Source organism: Halopseudomonas sp. (assembly GCF_036961105.1).
Lineage (GTDB): Bacteria > Pseudomonadota > Gammaproteobacteria > Pseudomonadales > Pseudomonadaceae > Halopseudomonas.
Map to the genome: position 1 here is coordinate 38,999 of NZ_JBALWW010000021.1, position 20,952 is coordinate 59,950.

23 protein-coding genes are annotated in these 20,952 nt (G+C 61.4%); 8 read left to right on the forward strand and 15 right to left on the reverse strand.

The annotated features are described in order from the left end of the window. Nucleotides 1–243: 243 nt before the first annotated feature. The 4 genes from V7756_RS16075 to V7756_RS16090 all read left to right on the forward strand — a co-directional run bounded on the left by V7756_RS16075 (nt 244) and on the right by V7756_RS16090 (nt 3,890). Nucleotides 244–1,044 (forward strand): DUF4394 domain-containing protein, encoded by an 801-nt coding sequence (locus tag V7756_RS16075; RefSeq protein WP_335611214.1) that lies wholly within the window; start codon nt 244–246, stop codon nt 1,042–1,044. A 177-nt stretch (nt 1,045–1,221) separates the two neighbouring features. Next, nucleotides 1,222–1,770, forward strand: coding sequence for a sigma-70 family RNA polymerase sigma factor (locus V7756_RS16080; RefSeq protein ID WP_335611215.1), 549 nt, complete (start codon nt 1,222–1,224; stop codon nt 1,768–1,770). Further along, nucleotides 1,767–2,483, forward strand: a complete 717-nt coding sequence (locus tag V7756_RS16085; RefSeq protein WP_335611216.1) for an anti-sigma factor — start codon at nt 1,767–1,769, stop codon at nt 2,481–2,483. Before V7756_RS16080 ends, V7756_RS16085 begins: the two co-directional genes overlap by 4 nt. A gap of 627 nt (nt 2,484–3,110) precedes the next feature. Further along, nucleotides 3,111–3,890 (forward strand): DUF4394 domain-containing protein, encoded by a 780-nt coding sequence (locus V7756_RS16090; RefSeq protein WP_335611217.1) that lies wholly within the window; start codon nt 3,111–3,113, stop codon nt 3,888–3,890. Between the two features lie 110 nt (nt 3,891–4,000). Here V7756_RS16090 and V7756_RS16095 read toward each other — a convergent pair whose 3' ends face one another. From V7756_RS16095 to V7756_RS16120, 6 genes are all read right to left on the reverse strand, one after another. After that, entirely contained in the window at nt 4,001–4,297 is a 297-nt protein-coding gene (locus V7756_RS16095) for an excalibur calcium-binding domain-containing protein (protein WP_335611218.1), read from the reverse strand. Nucleotides 4,298–4,579: 282 nt separating this feature from the next. Next, nucleotides 4,580–5,317: a sulfite exporter TauE/SafE family protein gene (locus V7756_RS16100; protein WP_335611219.1), complete on the reverse strand. Its 738-nt coding sequence runs from the start codon at nt 5,315–5,317 to the stop codon at nt 4,580–4,582. Between the two features lie 7 nt (nt 5,318–5,324). Then, a complete protein-coding gene (locus V7756_RS16105; protein WP_335611220.1) occupies nt 5,325–6,110 on the reverse strand; it encodes an SDR family oxidoreductase in 786 nt (261 codons plus the stop codon). A 139-nt stretch (nt 6,111–6,249) separates the two neighbouring features. After that, on the reverse strand, nt 6,250–7,179 hold the full coding sequence (locus V7756_RS16110; protein WP_335611221.1) for an SDR family oxidoreductase: 930 nt from the start codon (nt 7,177–7,179) through the stop codon (nt 6,250–6,252). 3 nt (nt 7,180–7,182) lie between these two features. Further along, a complete protein-coding gene (locus tag V7756_RS16115; RefSeq protein ID WP_335611222.1) occupies nt 7,183–8,127 on the reverse strand; it encodes a bile acid:sodium symporter family protein in 945 nt (314 codons plus the stop codon). Next, nucleotides 8,124–9,452 (reverse strand): flavin-containing monooxygenase, encoded by a 1,329-nt coding sequence (locus V7756_RS16120; RefSeq protein ID WP_335611223.1) that lies wholly within the window; start codon nt 9,450–9,452, stop codon nt 8,124–8,126. The genes V7756_RS16115 and V7756_RS16120 overlap by 4 nt, the downstream gene beginning before the upstream one ends. A gap of 155 nt (nt 9,453–9,607) precedes the next feature. Between V7756_RS16120 and V7756_RS16125 the strand changes: the two genes are divergently transcribed. Both V7756_RS16125 and V7756_RS16130 read left to right on the forward strand, forming a co-directional pair. Next, nucleotides 9,608–10,573 carry an AraC family transcriptional regulator gene (locus V7756_RS16125; RefSeq protein ID WP_335611224.1) on the forward strand — a complete coding sequence of 322 codons (966 nt, stop codon included), beginning with the start codon at nt 9,608–9,610 and terminating at the stop codon, nt 10,571–10,573. Nucleotides 10,574–10,862: 289 nt separating this feature from the next. Further along, complete coding sequence (locus V7756_RS16130; protein WP_335611225.1) at nt 10,863–11,225, forward strand: hypothetical protein; 363 nt, start codon at nt 10,863–10,865, stop codon at nt 11,223–11,225. 8 nt (nt 11,226–11,233) lie between these two features. On the opposite strand, the gene V7756_RS16135 is transcribed toward V7756_RS16130, so the two are convergent. The 8 genes from V7756_RS16135 to V7756_RS16170 form a co-directional block, all read right to left on the reverse strand. Next, nucleotides 11,234–11,716 carry a nucleoside deaminase gene (locus tag V7756_RS16135; RefSeq protein ID WP_335611226.1) on the reverse strand — a complete coding sequence of 161 codons (483 nt, stop codon included), beginning with the start codon at nt 11,714–11,716 and terminating at the stop codon, nt 11,234–11,236. 73 nt (nt 11,717–11,789) lie between these two features. Continuing rightward, the gene (locus V7756_RS16140; RefSeq protein WP_335611227.1) at nt 11,790–12,581 is read right to left on the reverse strand and encodes an ABC transporter permease; all 792 of its coding nucleotides are present in this window, start codon (nt 12,579–12,581) and stop codon (nt 11,790–11,792) included. After that, entirely contained in the window at nt 12,562–13,347 is a 786-nt protein-coding gene (locus tag V7756_RS16145; RefSeq protein ID WP_335611228.1) for an ABC transporter ATP-binding protein, read from the reverse strand. The genes V7756_RS16140 and V7756_RS16145 overlap by 20 nt, the downstream gene beginning before the upstream one ends. A 3-nt stretch (nt 13,348–13,350) precedes the next feature. Further along, entirely contained in the window at nt 13,351–14,346 is a 996-nt protein-coding gene (locus tag V7756_RS16150) for an ABC transporter substrate-binding protein (RefSeq protein WP_335611229.1), read from the reverse strand. Between the two features lie 262 nt (nt 14,347–14,608). Further along, entirely contained in the window at nt 14,609–15,559 is a 951-nt protein-coding gene (locus tag V7756_RS16155) for a DMT family transporter (RefSeq protein WP_335611230.1), read from the reverse strand. Continuing rightward, nucleotides 15,556–16,359, reverse strand: a complete 804-nt coding sequence (locus V7756_RS16160) for an ABC transporter permease (RefSeq protein ID WP_335611231.1) — start codon at nt 16,357–16,359, stop codon at nt 15,556–15,558. Before V7756_RS16160 ends, V7756_RS16155 begins: the two co-directional genes overlap by 4 nt. After that, nucleotides 16,356–17,240, reverse strand: a complete 885-nt coding sequence (locus V7756_RS16165) for an ABC transporter ATP-binding protein (RefSeq protein ID WP_335611232.1) — start codon at nt 17,238–17,240, stop codon at nt 16,356–16,358. Before V7756_RS16165 ends, V7756_RS16160 begins: the two co-directional genes overlap by 4 nt. Nucleotides 17,241–17,308: 68 nt before the next feature. Beyond that, nucleotides 17,309–18,331, reverse strand: a complete 1,023-nt coding sequence (locus tag V7756_RS16170) for an ABC transporter substrate-binding protein (RefSeq protein ID WP_335611233.1) — start codon at nt 18,329–18,331, stop codon at nt 17,309–17,311. A 357-nt stretch (nt 18,332–18,688) separates the two neighbouring features. On the opposite strand from V7756_RS16170, the gene V7756_RS16175 reads away from it, so the two are divergent. Together V7756_RS16175 and V7756_RS19140 are read left to right on the forward strand one after the other, a co-directional pair. Continuing rightward, nucleotides 18,689–19,891: an amidohydrolase/deacetylase family metallohydrolase gene (locus V7756_RS16175; RefSeq protein ID WP_335611234.1), complete on the forward strand. Its 1,203-nt coding sequence runs from the start codon at nt 18,689–18,691 to the stop codon at nt 19,889–19,891. After that, on the forward strand, nt 19,888–20,757 hold the full coding sequence (locus V7756_RS19140) for a rubredoxin (RefSeq protein WP_442909019.1): 870 nt from the start codon (nt 19,888–19,890) through the stop codon (nt 20,755–20,757). Before V7756_RS16175 ends, V7756_RS19140 begins: the two co-directional genes overlap by 4 nt. On the opposite strand, the gene V7756_RS16185 is transcribed toward V7756_RS19140, so the two are convergent. Further along, the coding region (locus tag V7756_RS16185) for a hypothetical protein (RefSeq protein WP_335611235.1) at nt 20,747–20,952 on the reverse strand (206 nt) is incomplete at its 5' end. The genes V7756_RS19140 and V7756_RS16185 overlap by 11 nt on opposite strands.

Consider the following 20,952-nt stretch of genomic DNA (forward strand, 5'->3'; position numbering starts at 1 on the left):
CGCGCCTGCCGAAACAATTTCATACGAAAGCCCTAAAGCTGCGTAGGTTCAAGCCGAGCAGCTCTGGTCTGCTACCTGTAGGCGGACGCGCTCGCGCTTATGGCAACACCCATGCCGTGCCCGCTGAATTCTTGCTGAACACTGCGCCCCGATGACTAGACTAAAGCTCATGGGGCCTTTCCGTGCGGACCATTTGCGGGCTGACGCATGGCGTAGTGAACAAACACAAAGGAGAAAGAGCCGATGAACAGATTTGATCAACTACTACTCACTACGGCGCTGACCCTGGCGGCGGGTGCTGTCAATGCAGCGCAACTGGTCGCGCTCGACCAGCAAGGGGTGCTGCACCACATCGATATTGGCGACCTCAAGGTTACCGACAGCGTAACGGTGCGGGGTGCCGATCAACTGCGGGGTATCGATGTACGACCCTCGGACAACAAGCTTTACGCGCTGGGTAATGGCGTTCACCTGTATACGCTGGACATGCAGACAGGCCAGGCCACGGCGCTGGAAGATATGCGGACCGCCCTGCCGGGGAGCAAGCATGCTGTAGTGGACTTCAACCCGGTAGCGGATCGTTTGCGCCTATTGTCGGAAGATGGCACCAACTTGCGCGTCAATGTCGACACCGGAGAGGTGGTGACCGATGGCAGTGTGGCTTATGTGGAAGATTTTGAGCGCGGCGAATACATGGAAGAGATAGTCGCCGGTGCCTATACCAACGCCTATTCCGGTGCGCAGGAGACCACGCTTTACACCATTGACGTGGATAGCGGCATGCTGATGCGCCAGGAGCCGCCGAATGAAGGTACGCAGAAGCCGGTAGGGTTGATCGCCGAGGACATGGACACCGCCGCCATGGATATCGCCAGTGACGGCCAGGGTGGAAATACCGCTTTTGTATTGTACAACGGCACCTTGCACACGGTGGAGTTGCGCAGCGGTCAGGCCAACGCCATCGGGCTGATCGCCGATCTGCCGGAGAATATCATCGACATCGCCATATTGCCGCAGAGCCAGGGCGCCTCGGCAGGCGAGTAACGGCTCCAACGTGCTAAGCAAGCCGGGCGTAACGCGTCCGGCTTTTTTGTGGCCGTTGGCACTGCTGAAACAATTGCACACTAATTCCGGCGATAAATTGCCTGCCCGACATCCATACCGCCCCTTCGCGGGTATAGCCTGCAGGGACGCAAAAAAGGATGGAGTACAGGACGGCGCATGGCAGACAGCGACTTTGATTATGAAGCAACCCTGGAGGCTTGCGCCCGCGGCGATCAGAGCGCCTTTCAGCGCCTGTATCAGCACGAGGCCGGCCAATTGCTTGGCCTGGCTATCACTCTGCTGGGGCGTCGCGATCAGGCCGAGGACTGCGTGCATGATGCGCTGGTCAAGGTCTGGCACAACGCTGACCGGTTTGATCGCAGCCTTGGTCACGGCCGCGCCTGGATCTACAGCATCCTGCGTTATCGGGCGCTGAACCAGTTGCGCGACCGAGGTCGCCTGGTCCAGACCGACGATGCTTTTATCGAGCAGATGGCGGATGACAGCGCGCAGGCCGAGGACCATGCCAGTGAACAGTCTGAAGGCCGCCACCTGCGCCGGTGTTTGCGCCAGCTGGAAAGACCGCGACGGCACCCCATTCTGCTGGCCTTTTACCGCGGCCTGACCCATGAACAGATTGCCAGCCGGCTGACCACGCCGCTGGGCACCATCAAGGGACGTATCCGCGCCGGACTGCGCGCTTTGCAGGAGTGCTTGCAGGCATGATTCCAGAAGCAGCTGAGCCGCGTCGGGCCTTGATCGGCGAATATGTGCTGGGCCTGCTCGAAGAGCCAGAAGCCAGCGAAGTGCGCGCGCTGATCGCGCAGGACCGTGACGCCGCGCGCATGGCGCTGGAGTGGGAGCAGCACCTGCTTGAACTGGCAGACGAACTGCCGCCACAGAGCCCTTCGCTACAGTTATGGCAACGTGTACAGCAGAGCCTGGGATGGGCGCCGCCACCATCGGCTGCCGCTTCAGGGCTGACACCTTGGTGGGACAGCCTTGGCCTCTGGCGTTTGACCAGCGGCGCGCTGGCGCTACTAGTCTTGCTCAGCTGGCTGCCCGCCGTCCTGCGCGACGCGCCTGCAGGGCCGAGCTATACCGCCGTATTGCAGGTGCCGGGGGAAAGTGCCAGGCCTGGCTGGGTGGTCAAGGTCGATAGCGACGGCGCGCTCACCCTGGAATCGCTGGTGGCAGATCAGATACCAGCGGACCGCGCTGTCCAGTTCTGGACCCTGATTGATCCCAAGGACGGCCCGCGGTCGCTCGGGCTGATCGAACCGGGTAAGGGGGTTACCCTGAATGCCGAGCAGATCGGTGCTGTGCAGGCCGGGCAGCTGTTTGAGCTGACGCTGGAGCCGCAGGGCGGATCGCCGTTGGATCGACCTACCGGGCCGGTGCTCTATATCGGGCGGGCAGTGCTGATCGCGAGTAATTAAGCGAGATAGCCCGACCGAACGCACGGCGGACTTTATGTAGGGTGGAGGGCCGAAGCCCTCCACCACGGTGGCCAAGCCTGCGGCGTTGACCACCCTACGCAGAAACATGCGTGGTGATCACGTGCGCTTGTGCCTTGCCGGTCGGGGCCGAAGATTTCGCTCAGAGAACTCGCCACGCTATGTCGCGCGACCTCCGCATTGTTCAAAGCTTGGAAGACAACCAAAGGTCGGAGCGCTGCACGGCTCTTAGGTTTCGCTGTTTAATCAGGGCCGCAAAAAGCAAACAACCGCACGGACTAAAACTCCCATCTGAGCGGGCGAGCAACGCAGCGAACCCGAAGGGCCGCGCAGCTGGGTGCCCGAGGGGGTCGTTAGGGGGAGATGGGCAAGCATCTCTCCCTGACTCGCCTGGAGGCGAAACCGGAAATCAACTAATCACATAATCTCCGGGTAGAATTCGCTGCCAGTATCCACCAAGGGCTTGGCTCTTATAAACGAGCCCAAAAAATTTATTTTCATCCCCCGACATCCAAACCCAAACCTCGCGGGTATTAGCTAACAGGTGACTTACAAAGCACCCAGCTGGATGGGCCAAGCCCGTCATCATTTGAATGCGAGGAATCACAAATGAACACGCTCAACAAACTGATCCTGACCACATCACTGACCCTGGCCGCCGGTACCGCCAGCGCCGCACAGCTGCTGGCGCTGAGTGAAGATGGCATGCTGCACAAGATTGAGACCGAATCGCTTAGCGTGGCTGCCAGCATGAACGTGGAAGGCGCGAGTAACCTGCGCGGCATCGACGTGCGTCCGGCCAATGGCATGCTTTACGCGCTCGGTGGCGGCGACCAGCTTTACACGCTCGACCCCACCACCGGCAAAGCCACCGCCGGCGCCAAGCTGAACTCCGCCCTGCCGGGCAGTGAGCACGCCGTGGTCGACTTCAACCCCAAGGCTGACCGCCTGCGCCTACTGGCTGCCGACGGCACCAACTACCGCGTCAACGTCGAAACCGGTGAAGTTGCCACCGATGGCAGCGTCGCCTACGCCAAGGACTTTGAGCACGGCGATATGATGGAGAAAGTGGTCGCCGGCGCCTACACCGATTCCTACGCTGGCACCGAGAAGACCGAGCTGTACACAATCGATCTGTCCAGCGGCATGCTGATGCTGCAAGATCCGCCGAACGATGGCGTACAGAAGCCAGTAGGTGAGCTGGCCAAGGGCCTGGACGCCGCCGCGATTGACATCGCCAGTGATGGCAAAGGCGGCAACACCGCCTATGTTCTGGCCAACGGCAAACTGCATACCGTCGACCTGAAAACCGGTAAGCCGACCGTTCTGGGTGAAGTAGATGGCCTGTCAGACGACATCATCGATATCGCCGTGTGGCCAAAAATGTAATCCGACCCTGCGTCAGTAGTTCAAAGCCCTGCGCCTAGCGCGGGGCTTTTTGTTTGCAGTCGGTCATTCGATAGGAAGCACCAGATAGTTACTACGCCAGACGATGGCGATCAGAAACGTGAGTCGTTCTCGCAGGGTATGCCATCTCGGTCACCGTCCATCTTGGTGTTTGGACAGCTTGCGACGAAAAATTCAGCCTCAGCTCGAGACCGCATCTGGCTGCAATGCTGCCGTCCATCGCAGCTGAAGTTGATCGCTGGCGCGGCGGGTTTGGCCCGGATCCCGGCCGAAGAGCTGATCTGGCTGTCACTATACCCTGTCAGTTGAGGGTCCTGTGGTTGCAGTTTGTCGGTATATATTTTCCACCCTGCAAAAATAATGAGAACAAAAAACAGGAGTTTTTTCATTGGCTTACTCAGAGGTATCGGAGTCAAGGAAGGTTGGGTGCGTGAATAGCCCGCGCTGATGCAGGTGCCGTGGCAGCGCCGAGCAAGACAAGAGTGTAGGAATGCAATAGGCAGGCATCCATGCCTCCGGTAGGAGAGCTGCAAGACAGCAACAAATACGATAGTGCAATTAAACCAACAGCATGCCAACAGCTTTTGAAATCTGGCTGGGAGCCGTATTCGGCTCAATGCGTGAGCCGAATAGAGTGTTTGATCGGCTCACGTGCTGGAGAAGAGGGCTGGTTACACCACCGCCTTGCCCAGCAATAACACCCCCGTCACCACCAGCAACGAGTAAATCACCTGACGAAAGCGTTGCTCGTTCAGACGGTGATGCAGATACTCGCCCAGCAGCACGCCGATCACCAGTAGCGGCAGGTAGCTGAGGATATGCGGCACGCTGGGCAGCAGGCTACCGTCGAGCAGGAAGAGGATGGTCATGCTGCTGTTGAGGCCAAACCAGACGCTGATCAGGGTGGCGCGCAGCTTGCTCTTGTCCAGCGTGGTGCCGGCCAGGGCGTAGACCAGCAGCGGGCCGCCGGAGGCGAACAGACCGTGGGTGACGCCGGCGCCGAGGGTCAGGATGCGGCTGAGCCAGCTGGGGTGGGCCCTGCTTTCGTGACCGCGAAACATGCGCAGCAGCTCACGGCCAGCGAACCAGAGCACCAACAGGCCGAACAGCGCCTTGAGCACCTGGCCGTCGAGCCAGGGCCGCAGGCCATAGCCCAGCAGCATGCCGATCAGCATCAACGGTAGAATCAGCTTCAGCAGCAGCGACCACTGAATGTGCTGGCGGTTGCGCCAGGCCAGGTAACCGCTCATGAAGATATTGAGCGGCACCAGCACCGGCAGCATGGCTGGAATGGGCAGCAGCAATGCACCGAGTGACAGGGCAATGACGATGCTGCCGAACCCGGTGATGGCTTCGATGGTGTAGGCCAGCAGGATGAATACACCCAGCCAGATCCAGGGGTCGATCATTAAGTCCTCAACTTAGCTCTGCGGCAAAACGTTTGCGTACCTGACGCAGATACAGCGCCGGTGCAAAGCGCCAGAGCAGGCTGCCGAATTTAGATACCGGCTCGGGCAGCAGCCAACGTTGCCCGTTTGCGAGGGCTTTGTCGATCAGTTCTACCATCCATTCCGCGCTGCGCATGCCGCCGACCATCGAGCGCGCATGGCTGGCGGGCTTGCCGTCCTTGCCCAGTGCGTTGTGTTCAATGGGTGTGTCGAGAAAGCTGGGATAGACCATGAGCACATGAATGCCGTCGACTTCCAGCTCCAGCCGCAGCACCTCGAAGAACTGCGTCAGCGCACCCTTGGCGGCGCAATAGGCAGCGCGCCCCGGCACCGGCATCCAGCCGGCCATGGAGCCGATGCAGAGAATCTCGCCACGGCTGGCGCGCAGCAGCGGCAGCGCCGCCATGGTCAGCTCCACCGGGCCCTGCCAGTCGACTGCCATGACCTTGCGGAATACGGCGGGGTCGGTCTTGTGCGCGGGAGAGCGGTGGGTAATGCCGGCGTTGTTGACCAACCGATCCAGCCGGCCGAACTGCTGCTCGGTCGCGCTGATCAGGCGCTGGATGTCGTCCGCCTGCGTGATGTCGGCGACCACCGTGAGCACCCGCTCGGGGGCGTTGAGGGTGGTGGCACGCTCGGCCAGCAGTGGAGCATTGACGTCGGCCAGCACCAGCTTGTGGCCGGCGGCAAACCAGTGTTGCGCCATGGCCCAGCCAAGGCCGGAAGCGGCGCCGGTAATAAGAGTGACGGTCATTTGTGGCTCCCGTTGGTCGCAGCGGCAAGCTTTGAGCTTCAAGCGCCAAGCCGTGCGTAGCGACGGTTGATTATTGTTGTTAGCTTATGGTCGCTGTGCCGCAAGCTGTTGCTTGCAGCTTGCAGCTTGCAGCTGCGCGTCAGCGCCGCAACCCCCTGGCTTCGACAAAAAACTCGAAGGTCTCGGCGGAGGTTTTCTGCAGCTGATAGCCAAACTCTTCCTTCAGCCGGCGGTTGCTCAGTACCGGGCGGTAGCGCAGGAAGTTGATCTGCTCGGGGCCGGTGGGTTTGCCCAGCCACTTGGCCACTTGCAGGGCGCTTTTCAGCATCCAGGGGGCGAGGTTCAGGGTGGGCTTGTTCAGCCGCTGGGCGATCTCGCGCATGGTCAGAGCGCCATCGCCGGCCATGTTGTATATGCCGCGTTTGTCTTCGCGGATGCCCATTTCCATTGCGGCAAGTACGTCCTGATCCCAGATGAATACAAAGGGCGAGTCGCTGCCCTTGATGGTGAGGATGCGCTCGGCTTCAAACAGGCCGGTGATCTGGTTGCGGGTGTCGGTACCCAGCACGGTGCCGGGGCGGAATATCAGCTGCTGCAGCTCTGGGTGGTTGCTGCGGAAGGTAGCCAGTAACTCTTCAACCTGACGCTTGTGATCGGAGTAGGCAAATTCGGCATTGCCACGGATGGCGTCGGCCTCATCTATCCACTCCGGGTTGTCGGCGTAATAACCGTAAGCCGCGCCCGAACTGGTGACCGTCAGGTGCTGCACGCCGGCCTCGATACAGGCGCGCAGTACGTTGCGGGTGCCGTTTACGTCGATATCAAAGTCGCGTTCACGGTCTTTTGAGGCCTGCAGTACCGAGGCCAAATGCACCACGTGGGTGATCTGCCGCTGTTTCATCAGCGTGGCCAGCTCGCGATCGCGGATCTCCATGACCTGCAGCGGAAAGTTCAGGTCACTGCGGCTGCGCAGGTCGGTACCCAGCACGTGATAGTCCTGCGCCAGGCGGTTGCCTAATTGATGGCCGATATAGCCGGCGGCGCCGGTAATGAGAATGCGTTTGCTCATGGATTACAGGCTCTGCTTGGCGCCGCGCTGGGCGGCAAGGTGTTGTGCGTGTTCGGCGCGTTTGCTTTGGCGCGCCCAGATCTGGGACAGGGTCAGCCCGGAGACCAGATGCCAGGTGCCCCAGAAGGCGGTAATCAGCATCATGCCGCCGGCCTCGGGGAAGAAGGTGAAGAGGATCACCAGCCCCAGGCCGGAGTTCTGAATGCCTACCTCCATGGTGACTGCGCGGCGGTCGGCGACTGGCAGCTTCATCAGCCTCGCCATGCCGTATCCCAGCGACAGCGCCAGCAGGTTGTGCGCCACCACCAGCCAGAAAAAGCTGTTGAAGCGGTCGATAAACAGCTCGAAGTTGTTGCCAAAGGCAATGCCGACAAAGCCCAGGAACACCATTAACGAGATCACCCGCAGCGGCTTTTCACTGCGCTGGGCCAGTAGCGGCCAGCGCCGGCCTACCGTCATGCCCAGCACCAGCGGCACGGCTAGCACCAGCAGCACTATCAGCAGGATACTGCCCGGCTCCAGACTGATCTGCGTGAGGTATTCGCGGGTATGCGGGTTAAGCCAGCCGTAGAAGGCGAAATTGAGCGGCGTGAGCACGGTGGCGGCCAGGCTGGAGACCGCCGTCATGCTGACCGAGACTGCCACGTTGCCCTTGCCCAGCCAGGTCATCACGTTGGAAAAACTACCGCCGGGGCAGGAGGCGACCAGGATCATGCCCAGGGCCAGCTCGGGGTCGATGTGCAGCACCCAGGTCAGCAGACAGGTAGCCAGCGGCAGCAGCAGAAACTGTGCGAAGAGGCCGGCCACCGGCGCCACTGGCGCCTTGAGGATGCGCTTGAAGTCTTCCAGCTTGAGCGTCAGCGAAACGCCAAACATCATCGCGGCCATGATGATGTTGAGCAGAATCAGGCTGGCCGGATCAAACTGGATCGGCAGCGCGCCACTCATGTGGCCGCGACCGGTTGCGGCGCAGTTTGCTCAAGCCCGGCTTCCAGTTCGGCAATGTGCTGCCTGAGCGCGCCCAGATAGGCGTCCTTGTTGACGTAATAGGCCATGCGCGCCAGCTTGATGTAGTCGTAGCCGCCGTCCAGGTGGGTGGTGGCCTGTTCACGCTTGGTCTGGTCAAACTTCAGCGCGGCCGGGCTGCACTGCTGGCGCTGGGCAATATAAAGCGCAGCCAGGCGCGCCTGCAGATTGCGGCCTTCCCAGCCCAGGCCGGCGGCCTCGATCATGCCCATCATGAACAGGTTGTGATGCTCCGGATGAAACACGTTGAGGTAGAGCTGCGGTGCATCGACCTCGGCCGGCCAGTTGAGGTGCTCACGGTTAATGAAGGGATAGTCGAGCTGATACCCGGTAGCCAGCAGAATCAGGTCGTACTCGCCGCTTTCGCCATCGACAAAGCTCACCTGATTACCGTCCATGCCCTGAATATCGCGTCGCGCGCGGATGTCGCCGTGGCCCAGATGATGCAGGATCAGCGAGTTGACCACCGGGTGCGACTCATACATGCGGTAGTCCGGGTCGGGCAGTCCGTAATCAGACGGTTTGCCCATGATCAGACGAATCAGCGCGGCATCCATCCGCTGCTTGAGTTTGCGCGGCAGCTTGAGCTTGCCGCCCAGGCTGTCGGTCGGCTTGCCCTTAATGAATTTGGGCAGGAAGTAATAGCCGCGACGCAGGCTCATATCCACCGATTGGGCGTGGTGCACCGCATCCACCGCTATGTCGGCACCGGAGTTGCCGCAGCCGACGATCAGCACGCGCTTGTCCTTGAACACCGAGGGGTCGCGGTATTCGTTCGAGTGCATGATGCGGCCGGCAAACTCGCCCGGCAGTTGCGGCCGGTTGGGCGTGTGCAGCGTGCCGTTGGCAATCAGCACGCCATCCACATGGCGAATCTGTTGCTCGCCGTCGCGTTCGGTTATCAGCTTCCAGCCGCTGTTTTCCGGACTGATGCTGATCACCCGGGTGTTGAATTCATAGTGGCGGTACAGATCAAAGTGCGCGGCGTAGTCGCGGAAATAGCGCTTGAGCTCGCTGTGGTGCGGGTAGGTGGCTACCTCCTCGCCCATCGGAAACTCGGCGAACTCGGTCATGCGCTTGGAGGAGATCAGGTGCGCGGTTTGGTACATGGTGCTGTGCGGGTTGTCGATATCCCACAGCCCGCCCACATCGCTGCTGAGCTCCAGACCGATAAAGGAAATGTCCAGCTTCTGCAGATTGCGGGCCGTGGCCAGACCCATGGGGCCAGCGCCGATGACAGCGTACATGGCGTACTCCTCGTTGTTATTATTTTGCCGGTCAGGCCTGGGGCGAATCCTGCTGACGTTCCCCGTACCCGCACACAGCGTTATGATGCTGAGTCTAGCCAAGCACCGGGTGCGCGTAACGCACCAAACGGGACAAGGAACCGGCAATTCACGCCATGCCAAGCGACCAGCACAGCGTTACCCCGCTTTACACTCAGGCCCTGCTGCAATCGGCCGAGCGCCACGGCATTGCCTTGCCGGCGCACCTGCGTGAGCTGCTGCACAGTCGCGAGCGCATTCCACTGGCGCTGCAGGATGAGCTTTGGGAGAGCTACTGCAGCCTGCGTCAGGAGCCGCTCGCCGGCTTGCAACTGGGGCTGGATATCCAGGTGGGCCATCTCGACAGCGCCGGCATGTTGCTGGTGACCTGCGATACCCTCGGCGAGGCGCTGGAACAACTGGTGGAATATGCCCCGGTCATTGGTGCCGGCGGCGACTTCAGTCTGCAACAGCAGGGTGCCCTGGCCTGGATCGAATATCAGTCGCAGCTGCCGGTGCGCCAGGCCGAGCGGGTAGAGGCCGTGCTGGCCTCGCAGCTGAATCTTACCGCCTGGTCGACCGGCGGGCGCTTCAAACCGCACAGCGTCAGCTTTGCCCATGCGCCCTTGGCAGAGCTGGCCCGTTATCGGGAGCTGGTCGACTGCGAGCTGCAGTTCAACGCCGGCCACAATCGCCTGAGTTTCAGTGTCGATCAATTGTCGCTACCGCTGATTCAGGCCAACAGCGCCTTGCGTGAGCACCTGCGGCAACTGGCGGACCAGACCCTGGCCAGCCTGGGCCAACACAGCCTCAGCGCCGAAGTGCAGCGCGCCGTGCGGTTGCAGCCGCGCTGGGGCAAGGAGCGCATTGCCGAGCAGCTGGGCATCAGTGGCCGCCACCTAAACCGCAAGTTGGCAGAGGAAGGCCTATCGTTCAAGGCGCTGCGTGAAACCGTGCTGCAGGAGATGGCCTGCCAGGCGCTGCAGGGTCGCCAAAGCGTGGCGCAGATTGCCGAGCAACTCGGCTTCTCGGATGAAAACGCCTTTGTGCGTGCCTTCCGCCGCTGGCAGGGCACAACGCCGGCACGTTACCGGCAAGGCTGATCGGCGCTGTGCAGTTTTGCCGGGAAGGTGGAATCTCGGCCATCGCCCTTGTGCCTCGATAGAAACCGACACACTCGGGGCTGAGTGCAGGCGGGGCAATAAGCGCAGCGGCTTGCATTTAATAACCACTGGCCTATGGTATGTCTTCACGCGATAACCGAGTTACCTCATGCTCTGGCTTCACCCCTACTCCGATAGCTACTTCGCCTTCCTGAATTAAGCCGGGACGGTTTCACCGTACCCGGCGTTGTTTACTTGCCCCCTTGTTTGATTTTTCTGTCGGAGAGAGATGTCGTCTATGGTCGATGTGAACCGGCGCCCGCGCGGCCTGACCCGCGGTGCCGCTGTATGGCACACAACGGGCCCGCATGAGCTGGCCAGTGTGATCGGTAAGCTGGAACTGCTGGAACGTGATCGGGTTACGCTGCGGGCCCGCGTGGGCAGCGCGTTGCTGCTGCTGGATATGAATACGCAGGAGCTTATCGAGGTGCGCCTGACGGAACGCAGCTGCAGCGCCAGCACCGAGATTTCGATCTTCTCGCCCTTGGGCGCGCGTTTGCTCGCCGCGTGCCCCGGCGACATGCTGACCCTGGGCGGCTTCAGCGGCGGCTATCGGCTATTGCTGGTGCGAGTTGAGCCCGCGCCAAGCTGACGGGCGGTTCAGTCCTTCCAGAAATCCGCATGCACCTGCACAGACTCTTCTTCCAGCAGCGGGCCCACCACCTCGACTTTGCGCTGGCCGGCGTCAAATACCGTGCGGCACGGCAGGTCGAGGGTCGGGTTTTCCGGGTGGTTGCCGGTCAGTTCCTTCAGGCGCTTTTCGCTGGCGCCGTAGACCACCCGGCCAACGCCGGCCCAGTACACCGCGCCGGCGCACATGGCGCAGGGCTCGGCAGAGGTGTACATGGTGCTGCCAGCCAGTACCTCTGGGGAGAAGGTGATGTTGGCGCGGGTCATCAGCACGCGTTCGGCGTGGCCGGTCATGTCGTGGTCGGGCAGAAAGGCGTTGAGCTGCTCCATCAGCACCTTGCCATCAGCATCCACGAGGATGGCGGCGAAGGGGTGGATGCCCTGCTTGGCGGCTTCTTCGGCCAGGCGGAAGCTGTCGCGCAGAAAACTGATATCGCGTTCGGTATGGCTCACAAAAATAGTCCTTGTTGCGGTTGCTACGGGTGTATGACGTGGCCGGGCAGTGCTGGGGCTGCCCGGCGGCGACTTATTTCTTCTTCGGCAGGCTCCAGGCAAAGAAGATCTGCTGGGTCCACTGCACCGACTTGAACAGCAGCAGGCTGACGGCGGCGAGGAAGAACAAGCCGGCAAAGGCCTGTGGAATCTTGAAGAAGGAGGTCGAGAACTGGATGAAGTAGCCCAGGCCCTCTTCGGCGGCGACAAACTCGGCCACCACGGCGCCAATGATCGCCAGGGTGATGGCCACCTTGAGGCCGCTGAAGATGTGCGGAATCGCATAGGGAATGCGGATCTGCCAGGTTTCGCGGCGGGTCGGCGCATCCAGCGAGCGGCTCAGCTCGATCAGCTCGGCGGGCGTTTCGTTGATCCCGGTGGCGGTGGAGACCACCAGCGGGAAAAAGGTCAGCAGGCAGGTGATCAGTACGCGTGAGGGATCGTCCGAGCCCATCATCACGATGATCAGCGGGGCAACCGCGACCACCGGCGTGGATTGCACTACCACCAGCAGCGGGTAGAGGGTGCGCGAAAGAAACTCCGAGCGCATCATCGCAATGGCCAGCGGAATGCTGATCACGATCGACAACGCAAAGCCCATCAGCGCGACGCGCAGGGTGGCCCACAGGTGCATCATCCAGCGGCTGAATTCCACGTCGAAGAAGGCGCTGAATATCGCGGTGGGTGCCGGCAGCACGTAGGCTGGCAGGTCGAACACGCGGCAGACCAGTTCCCAGAGCACGATCAAACCGACAAAGAACAGCCAGGGCGAGAGGTTCAACAGCAGCGCGCGGCGCGCGGCGGCGTCAGTGGGCGTCTGGCTCATAGATATGTTTCCTTATGCGGTCAGTCAGCTCGCTGAAGCGGGGATGTTTGATGGTCTCGGGACTGCGTGGGCGCGGCAGATCGATGTCGATGAGGTCGAGCACGCTGCCCGGGCGCTTGCTCATGACCAGCACGCGGTCGGCCAGCAGCACGGCCTCGGAAATGGAGTGGGTAATGAACAGCACCGTCTTGGGCTGTTCGTCCCAGATTTTCAGCAGATCGAAGCCGATCTGTTCACGGGTCATGGCATCCAGCGCCGAGAACGGCTCGTCCATCAGCAGGATGTCGGGGTTGAGCAGCAAAGCGCGGACAATGCCCACGCGCTGTTGCATGCCGCCGGACAGCTCGTCCGGCATCTTGTCGGCAAAGGCCTCGAGTCCGGCCATGGCCAGCAGCTCGTTGGCGCGCTTTTCATCCTGCGCGCCATAACGGCCAAACTTGTGCTTGAGCGGAAAGAGCACATTCTTGCGAACGCTCAGCCACGGCAGCAGGGTCGGCTTTTGAAACACGATGCCAACGTCGTCACGGGGGCCGTTGACCTGCTTGCCGAATACGCTGACTTCACCCTCGCTCGGTACCAGCAGGCCGGACACCATGCGCAGCAAGGTACTCTTGCCGCAGCCGGAGGGGCCTACCACCGCCACAAACTCGTGGCGGTTGATGTCGAGGTCGATGTTTTGCACCGCCAGCGGACTGCCGGGGGTGGGGTCATAGCGATGACCCACTCCCGCCATCCGCACGAAGGCGCGTTCGCTAGTGTGCTCCATGTATTACTCCGCAGCAGGCATGAAGTCGCGGTTGACGATTACTTCGGGGTCCAGTGAATCGACGCTCAGCTCGTTGGCCTCGGCGACCCATTTCCAGGTAGTGGCGATGCGCTCCGGCGTCATGGCGCCCAGACCGTCAGCCTTGCTGATGTCGTTGAACACCAGTTCCATGGAGTCGCCGATTTGCGCGGTGGCTACCGCAGCGTCAACTTCGGGCACCATGGTGTGCAGGTCGGCTGCAGCCTGTTCCGGGTGCTCATTGCTGAAGCGCAGGGACTTGTCGAAGGCGCGCATGAAACGCTTGGCCACGTCGGGCCGCTCGCTGAGGAACTTGTCGCTGGCGACCACGGCGGAGCTGTACAAAGACAGGCCGGCGTCGGACCAGCGGATCACGTTGATGTCCTTGCCGGCGCTGGCGGCCTGCTGCTTGAACAACGCGATATTGGTGACCCAGGCGATGATGGCATCGGTGTTGCCGGTCACCAGCATGGGCCCCAGGGCGCCCGGATCGGATTTAGTCAGGCTGACCGCATCAGCGGGCATGTCGTTGGCTTGCAGCACCAGCGGCAGAAAGGCGTTGGACGAGGTGAAGGGCGAGGTCGCAACCTTCTTGCCGGCGATGTCGCTGAAGCTGTTGATGCCACTGTCGCTCAGTGAGAAGAAGGCGTGCGGGCCCTGGTTGAAGATCATGTAAACGGCGCTGACCGGCACGGTATCCTGTGCGCGAGCGGCCATCAGGGCGCCAATGTCGGCGCTGCCGATGTCGGCCTGGCCGGTGGCGATCTTGGTGATGGCATCGGTGGAGCCACGGCCGCTGGCGATACTGACCTCAAGGCCTTCATCAGCAAAGAAACCCTGCTGCACACCGGTGTACACCGGAGCCTTGTCGCCACCGGGCAACCAGTCCAGCTGGTAGGTGACCTTGTCGGCTGCTGCTGCCATACCGCTGGCAGACATGGCGATGACCATCGCCAGAACGCCGGATGCTTTCTTCAACATAGTCTTACTCCACAGGGTTTTAGTGTTTGGCTTTATATCCTGACCACTTGGGCAGGTTTTAAGGATCAGGAGCAAATTGCGGGCCAGCTTGGCCTTGTGCCAGCAAATACGTTGCAAAGCCCTGCAATTAAAGGGCCCTGTAGGGCGATTGCTGCTGTGCCTGGAGGCCAGCGGGCGGCAAGGTCAGGATTTGTGCACGGACTTGGTGCGTCGCCCCAATACCGGGCGCAACAGGGGTGCGCCCGGCTGTGCGACGGTTCTTTCAGCTGCTGGCGGTTTCGGCTTCACGCCGGCTGCGCAACGCCTGGCGGCGATCCGCCAGCCCTACCACCAGAATACCGGCGGCGATCAGGGCAAAGCCGGCCAGGTCGGTGGTGGTGGGCTGCTCGTGCAGAAACAGGCTGGAGGTGACCAAGCCTACCGCGGGTACCGCCGCTGAACTGAGCGACAGGCTGACCGCCGGTAATGAGCGAATGGCCGCCACCTGGGCCGCTACACACAGACCCGAGGCCACTGCACCGCTGAACAGCAACTGCCAGGCGAAGGCCGGTTGCCAGATAATCTTGGCCGGATCTTCAAAAAACAGCGCTATGGGGGCCAGCACCAGCACGGAGATGAGTACCTGCCAGGGAATCAGCGAGAGCACATCGCCTTGCCAATGATGCTTGCGCACATGGATCAGCCCGACGGTCCAGACCAGGGTGGCGAGCATGATCAAGCCGCCACCGATAAACACATCGGTGTTGTCCCAGCCAATCGACAGCGGGTTGAAGACCGTCAGCAGGCCGGCGAGCCCCAGCCCTACCCCCAGCGCACGCGGTGCGGTAAAGCGCTCACCGAGAAAGAGTGCGGCGGCCGGCACCACCCAGATTGGCGTGGTGTAGGCCAGAATGGCCGCCCGCCCGGCAGGCAGAAACTGCAGCCCGAGGGTCACCAGCGAAATAAAGGCCATGTTCTGCAATACGCCGACCGAGAACAGCACCGGCCAGTCGGCGCGGGGTGGCAGGCGGAGTATGCCCATGGCCGCGGCAATACTGAACATGGTGATGGCGCCCAGCGCCATGCGCATACTGGTGAACAGTAGCGGCGGGCTGTTTTCCAGCCCCAGCTTGAGAATCGGAAAATTCAGTCCCCAGGCCAGGGCGGTAAAGCCCAGCAGCAGGTAACCCAGGCCCCAGGCGTAGCTGTGCGGGGCCGGAGTGGCGCGGCTCAATGTTCTACTTCCAGCGCGCTCTCGTGCCAGTTGCGCAACGCGCGATCAGACAGCCAGACCATCAGCGCGAACAGGGCAATGCCGGTCAGGGTGATCAGCACCAGGGCGGCAAACATGCGTGGAATCTGCAGGTTGTAGCCCGATTGCAGAATCAGGTAGGCCAGGCCGGCCTTGGCACCGCCAGTGCCGGCCACAAATTCCGCGACTACGGCACCGATCAACGCCAGACCGCAACTGATGCGCAGACCACCGAAGAAGTACGGCAGCGCGCCGGGGATGCGCAGGCGAACCAACTCCTGCCAGCGGCTGGTGCGGTACATGCGGAACATGCTGAGCAGATTGGGATCCACGCTGCGCAGCCCCAGAGTGGTGTTGGAGATGATCGGAAAGATCGCAATGATCACCGCGCACACGGTCAGCGCCCAGGTAGTGTCATCGACCCAGATGATGATCAGCGGCGCAATGGCCACCACCGGCGTCACCTGCAGCAGGACGGCATAGGGAAACAGGCTCAGCTCGATCCACTTGCTCTGAATAAACAGCAGCGAGGCGGCTACACCCAGCACCACAGCAATGACGAAGGCCAGCAGGGTGATCTTCAAGGTCATCATCAGCGCATTGAACAGGGTCGCCCAGTCGGTGACCAGGGATTTCATGATCTCGATCGGCCCCGGCAGAATGTACTTGGGCATTTCAAAGGCGACCACGGCGATCTGCCAGAACAGCAGAAAAAACACACCGACTACTAGCGGCGCGGCGATCTTGACGAAATTCTCATTCTGAATCAGCGGCGCTTTCATGCCTTGCTCTCCTGGTCAGCCATTGGTTCGCCCATTGCACTGGCGCGTTCCAGTGCCTGCGAGACCTGACGGCAGTAACCGGCAAATTCGGTGGACACGCGAAAATCGGCATTGCGCGGAAAGGGCTGATCGATCTTGATGTCGTCGACAATGCGGCCGGGCCGTGCCGCCATAACGACCACGCGGCTGGACAGGTAAACCGCCTCGTAGACGCTGTGGGTGACAAAGACGATGGTCCAGCCGTTCTTCTGCCACAGCTTGAGCACGTCGTCGTTGAGTTTGTTGCGGGTCATCTCGTCCAGCGCGCCGAAGGGTTCATCCATCAGCAACAGGTTGGGCTCGGTGACCATGGCGCGGGCAATCGAAGCGCGCATCTGCATGCCGCCGGAGAGTTCGCGCGGAAAGGCGTTGTCGAAACCCTTGAGGCCGACCATATCCAGCGCCTGGTCAATCTTCTGTTCGGTTTCCGGGCCGCTCTGGTGCTCCAGATCCAGCGGTAGGCGCACGTTCTTGCGCACCCGTGCCCAGGGCATCAGGGTCGCGTTCTGAAACACGAAGGCCAGCTTGCGGCCCTTGTCGCCGACGACGCCGTAGTCCTGTTCCCAGAACCTGATGCTGCCGGTAGTCACATCGCCCAGTCCGGCCATGATGCGTAACAGGGTGCTCTTGCCGCAGCCGGACGGGCCCAGCAAACTGACGAATTCACCTTGGCGCACGGTCAGGTCGGCGCCCTTGAGCGCCACAGTGCCGTTGGCGTAGATCTTGTTCACGCCTTCAACCTGCAGTACCGGCCGGCCCTGGCCGCCGCCGGCCTGTACAGGCGCGTCAGCAGCAGGCTCTAGCGTGCTGGGTTTCAGCGGGGTGACTCTGGAAGAGGTCATCTTGTGCTCCCGTGAGCGACTTGCGTTGCAAGCCGCTGTTGTCTGGAAAGGTTGAGAGGGACTGCCGATCAGGGCAGAACCGGCTCCTTGGGCAGGAACTCGAGGCTGTAGACGTCCTTGATGTCCAGGTCATCGTCGACCAGGCCGGCAGTCAGCATGAACTCGTGAATCTTGGCCCAACGCGCATCTGTCATCACGCCAATGCCGCCGGTCTCGGCGTCGCCGCCGGTGACCAGGCCGTATTCCTTCATCTTCTCGATACCGTAGGCGATCTGCTCATCGGTCATCTCCGGGTTGGCTTCCTGGATCAGCTTGTTGCCCGGCGCCGGATCATTGAAGTAGCTGGCCCAGCCTTCCATGCTGGCCTGCACGAAGCGGCGTACCAGGTCCGGATTCTGCTCGATCATCTTGTCGGTGGTTTCAATGGTGGTGGCGTAGGCCGGGTAGCCGTAGTCCGCCAGCAGGAATACGGACGGCTTCACGCCGGCCTTCTCCATGGCGAAGGGCTCGGATGAGAGGTAGCCCTGTTGCACAATGCTCTTGTCCGCCAGGAAGGGCGCCACGCTGAAGGTGTAGGGGCGAATCATGTCATCGGTGTAGCCGTACTTGGTCTTCAGCCAGGGCCAGAACGTGGTGTTGGCAAAGGCCGCGATATAGACCGGCAGCCCCTCTTCCTTGATCTGCTCCAGCGAGGTGATGTGCGGGTGCGCAATCAGCGCTTGCGGGTCGCCCTGGAAGGCGGCCGCCACTGTCTTAACCGGCAGACCCTGCTCCACCGCCTTGATGTTGCCGATCGGGTAGCCCATCGAGAAATCGCGCTTGCCGGCGACCAGCAACTGCATCCCGTTGACCTGCGGGCCGCCCATCTCGATGGACACATCCAGACCGTACTTTTCATAGATGCCGGCCGCCTTGGCCTGATAGAAACCGCCGTGCTCGGCCTGGGCATACCAGTTGGTACCAAAAACCACTTCATCCAGCTCGGCTGCCGAAACGGTGGCGCTGAGGCTGCCGGCAGCCGCCAGCGAACCAGCCAGTACCGACAGGCAGCGCTTGGCGGAAGAGATCAGGGGCTTACGTATATCGCGCATATGCATACTCCAGAGGATTTTATTAGCTGACCATTTATTCAATATTTACTGGAGAGCAAGCAGCGTGCCACATGGCCAAAAGCGCCGTTTTTGCATTTCCTGATCAATTGGTCAGTAAATTTATGCACCGGATTGCGACGATTTGGCGCCGCCCTGCACCCTGATTGCACACATTCCGAGCCGTTGCCGGTGTGCAGCCCATGGATCGTGAACTGGTACAGATTCTGCTAGGGATAGGGCAGGGAATTTCCGGGCCGAGAGAACCTCCTGGATCAGACTCCTGAGTCAAGATGACACGCCTCTGTCATAACGCCGCCCTGGTGTACGGTTCTCGCTTTCCGTGAAAGAGGAATAACCATGTCTGCGAAAAACGCCTATCTGGTGTTGCAAGGTGGCCGCGTGCTTGACCCGGCGTCTGGCCTGGATGCCGTTGCCGATGTTGTGGTGCAGGGCGGCACTATTGTTGAAGTGGGTGCCAATGCCGGCGCCAACTACCCCGGTGCAGAGATCAAGGACGTCAGCGGTCATCTGGTGACCCCTGGCCTGATCGATATCCATACCCATTGTTACCCTGGCCTCGGCGACTTCTGCCTGCCTACCGATTTGATGGGGGTGGACTCCGGTGTGCCGGTGATCGTCGATGCCGGCACCGCCAGCACCACCATCATCGAGCTGGCGCGCCGCGCGATCATCGATCACCCGGATACCAAGACCAAAGTGCTGGCGCTGATGGACCCCTCGCAGATCTATTTGGCGAACAAGACCTTTATCTGCCATTACCTGCGCATCGCCGACGATGAGCGCAATATCGACATCGAATCCGCCAAACAGGTAATCGACGCCAACCGTGATGTGATTGTGGGTTTCAAGGTGCGGCCGACCATTACCACCAACCCGGACCGCTCGCCCTTCCTGGATGCCGCGCACGAGATTGCCGGCGACCTGCCGATCATGATTCACCTGGGCTCCTTCCCGCATACCCCGGTGCTGGATACCAACAAGCTGCTGTATCAGCTGCGCGAAGGCGACATCATCACCCACGCCTGCCGTGGCGGCGGCGGTCAGCTGGACGACAAGGGCGAGCCAACCAGGCCGTTCATTGATGCCTACGAGCGCGGCGTGCTGCTGGATATCGGCCACTCCGCCGGTGATTTCCACTTCCGTACCGCGCGCCGGATGATCGAGCGCGGCTATATGCCCAACACCATTTCTACCGATCTCAATGTGTTCAATGTCGACGGCCCGGTGTTCTCGCTGTCGACCACCATGTCGAAGATCTGGGCGCTGGGTGTGCCGCTGGCCGAGGTGATCAAGATGAATACCGTGAATGCGGCCAAGGCGATTCGCCGCAGCGATCTGTACGGCGAGCTGCGCGTTGGCCGTTCGGCTGAAGTCAGCGTGCTGCGTATCGAAGAAGGCCCGGTGAAGTTGTCGGACGGGCATGAAACCATCGAAGCCAGCCGTCGTCTGCGCGCCGTCGGTTGCCTGCGTGGCGGCACCTGGCACGACGCCGTACACGATCTGAAAGGCGTAACTGCGACGCTGCAGGAGGCGGTATGAGCGCCCTTGCCGAAAGCGCCGCGCCGACGCTGAATTCGGCGCAATTTTACGACCAGCTGGTGGCTGAGCTGAGCGCCAAACGGGATGAGCTGTCGGAGGCCGAGAAAAGCTTCGGCGGCTTTGCCCCACTGGGCCGCGAAGAGTTGATCGAGTGGCTGCAGTTCCAGTGCTGGTACGAGCGTGAAGCGGCTGGCTTCATCGGCTCCTGGCTGCGTGACACGCCGGAATCGGAGGTCTTTATCGGCCTGTGCCGGCAGGTGGCGGACGAGGGCAAGCACTACAAGCTGCTGCTTTCGCACCTGCAGTCACTGGGTGCCTCGATGGATGGCTGGCAGCCGGAGCCCGAGTGGGTGGCCTGGGTCAGCGAGTTCTACGCGGCGGGCGACGACACCCTGGAACGGGTCGCGGCGCACAACATCACCGGTGAGCTGGGCGCGATGAACGCCTTCGATGGCTTGCTGCCCCGCGTGCCGGAAGCTACCCGCGCCGTGCTCAACAAGATCATTCCCGACGAGAAGTTTCACGTGTCGCTGGGGCGCATGGCGGTGCACCGCTTCGCTACCACCGAGGAGCGTCAGGCGCGGGTGGCCAAACGCGCCTGGGGTGCCTTCGAGCTGGAGCAGAAGGGTCGGCTGGCCTTCGAGCGGCGCCTGCGCGAGAAGGGTGCCGCCGCCGAACACGCACCTGTAGTGTTCGAGGCAAAGCCGCAATGGGTCTGTCAGGTATGCGGCTGGATCTATGACGAGACTGTCGGCGATCCCGAGTCCGGCATCCCGCCCGGCACCCGCTTCGAGGACATTCCGGATGACTGGATGTGCCCCGAGTGCCTGGTCACCAAGGATGATTTTGTATTGCTCAGTGTGTGAGTGAGCGGAAATGAAAAAGGCGGCCTGCGGGCCGCTTTTTTTCAATGGTGTCGATTGCAGTGAATTCGCCGGTGGGCTGTGCTCTTCCGGCGGCGGCTGTTTTGGCTGTGCTTTTCCCGGGACGGCCGTATATGGTCTCCTCCCTCATTGCAAGGCTTCCAGTTTTTGATAACAAGAGCAGGTTGTCTGTCGTAT

Bases quoted from the DNA above. Each gene is read 5' to 3' on its own strand.
- V7756_RS16120 (WP_335611223.1), bottom strand. From the start codon at position 9,452: ATGTACGCTGTCATCGGCGCTGGCCCCATGGGTCTGGCCACGGCCCGC.
- V7756_RS16085 (WP_335611216.1), top strand. From the start codon at position 1,767: ATGATTCCAGAAGCAGCTGAGCCGCGTCGGGCCTTGATCGGCGAATAT.
- V7756_RS16075 (WP_335611214.1), top strand. From the start codon at position 244: ATGAACAGATTTGATCAACTACTACTCACTACGGCGCTGACCCTGGCG.
- V7756_RS16115 (WP_335611222.1), bottom strand. From the start codon at position 8,127: ATGAGTGGCGCGCTGCCGATCCAGTTTGATCCGGCCAGCCTGATTCTG.
- V7756_RS16130 (WP_335611225.1), top strand. From the start codon at position 10,863: ATGTCGTCTATGGTCGATGTGAACCGGCGCCCGCGCGGCCTGACCCGC.
- V7756_RS19140 (WP_442909019.1), top strand. From the start codon at position 19,888: ATGAGCGCCCTTGCCGAAAGCGCCGCGCCGACGCTGAATTCGGCGCAA.
- V7756_RS16175 (WP_335611234.1), top strand. From the start codon at position 18,689: ATGTCTGCGAAAAACGCCTATCTGGTGTTGCAAGGTGGCCGCGTGCTT.
- V7756_RS16090 (WP_335611217.1), top strand. From the start codon at position 3,111: ATGAACACGCTCAACAAACTGATCCTGACCACATCACTGACCCTGGCC.
- V7756_RS16100 (WP_335611219.1), bottom strand. From the start codon at position 5,317: ATGATCGACCCCTGGATCTGGCTGGGTGTATTCATCCTGCTGGCCTAC.
- V7756_RS16105 (WP_335611220.1), bottom strand. From the start codon at position 6,110: ATGACCGTCACTCTTATTACCGGCGCCGCTTCCGGCCTTGGCTGGGCC.
- V7756_RS16125 (WP_335611224.1), top strand. From the start codon at position 9,608: ATGCCAAGCGACCAGCACAGCGTTACCCCGCTTTACACTCAGGCCCTG.
- V7756_RS16170 (WP_335611233.1), bottom strand. From the start codon at position 18,331: ATGCGCGATATACGTAAGCCCCTGATCTCTTCCGCCAAGCGCTGCCTG.
- V7756_RS16160 (WP_335611231.1), bottom strand. From the start codon at position 16,359: ATGAAAGCGCCGCTGATTCAGAATGAGAATTTCGTCAAGATCGCCGCG.
- V7756_RS16080 (WP_335611215.1), top strand. From the start codon at position 1,222: ATGGCAGACAGCGACTTTGATTATGAAGCAACCCTGGAGGCTTGCGCC.
- V7756_RS16110 (WP_335611221.1), bottom strand. From the start codon at position 7,179: ATGAGCAAACGCATTCTCATTACCGGCGCCGCCGGCTATATCGGCCAT.
- V7756_RS16165 (WP_335611232.1), bottom strand. From the start codon at position 17,240: ATGACCTCTTCCAGAGTCACCCCGCTGAAACCCAGCACGCTAGAGCCT.
- V7756_RS16150 (WP_335611229.1), bottom strand. From the start codon at position 14,346: ATGTTGAAGAAAGCATCCGGCGTTCTGGCGATGGTCATCGCCATGTCT.
- V7756_RS16095 (WP_335611218.1), bottom strand. From the start codon at position 4,297: ATGAAAAAACTCCTGTTTTTTGTTCTCATTATTTTTGCAGGGTGGAAA.
- V7756_RS16140 (WP_335611227.1), bottom strand. From the start codon at position 12,581: ATGAGCCAGACGCCCACTGACGCCGCCGCGCGCCGCGCGCTGCTGTTG.
- V7756_RS16145 (WP_335611228.1), bottom strand. From the start codon at position 13,347: ATGGAGCACACTAGCGAACGCGCCTTCGTGCGGATGGCGGGAGTGGGT.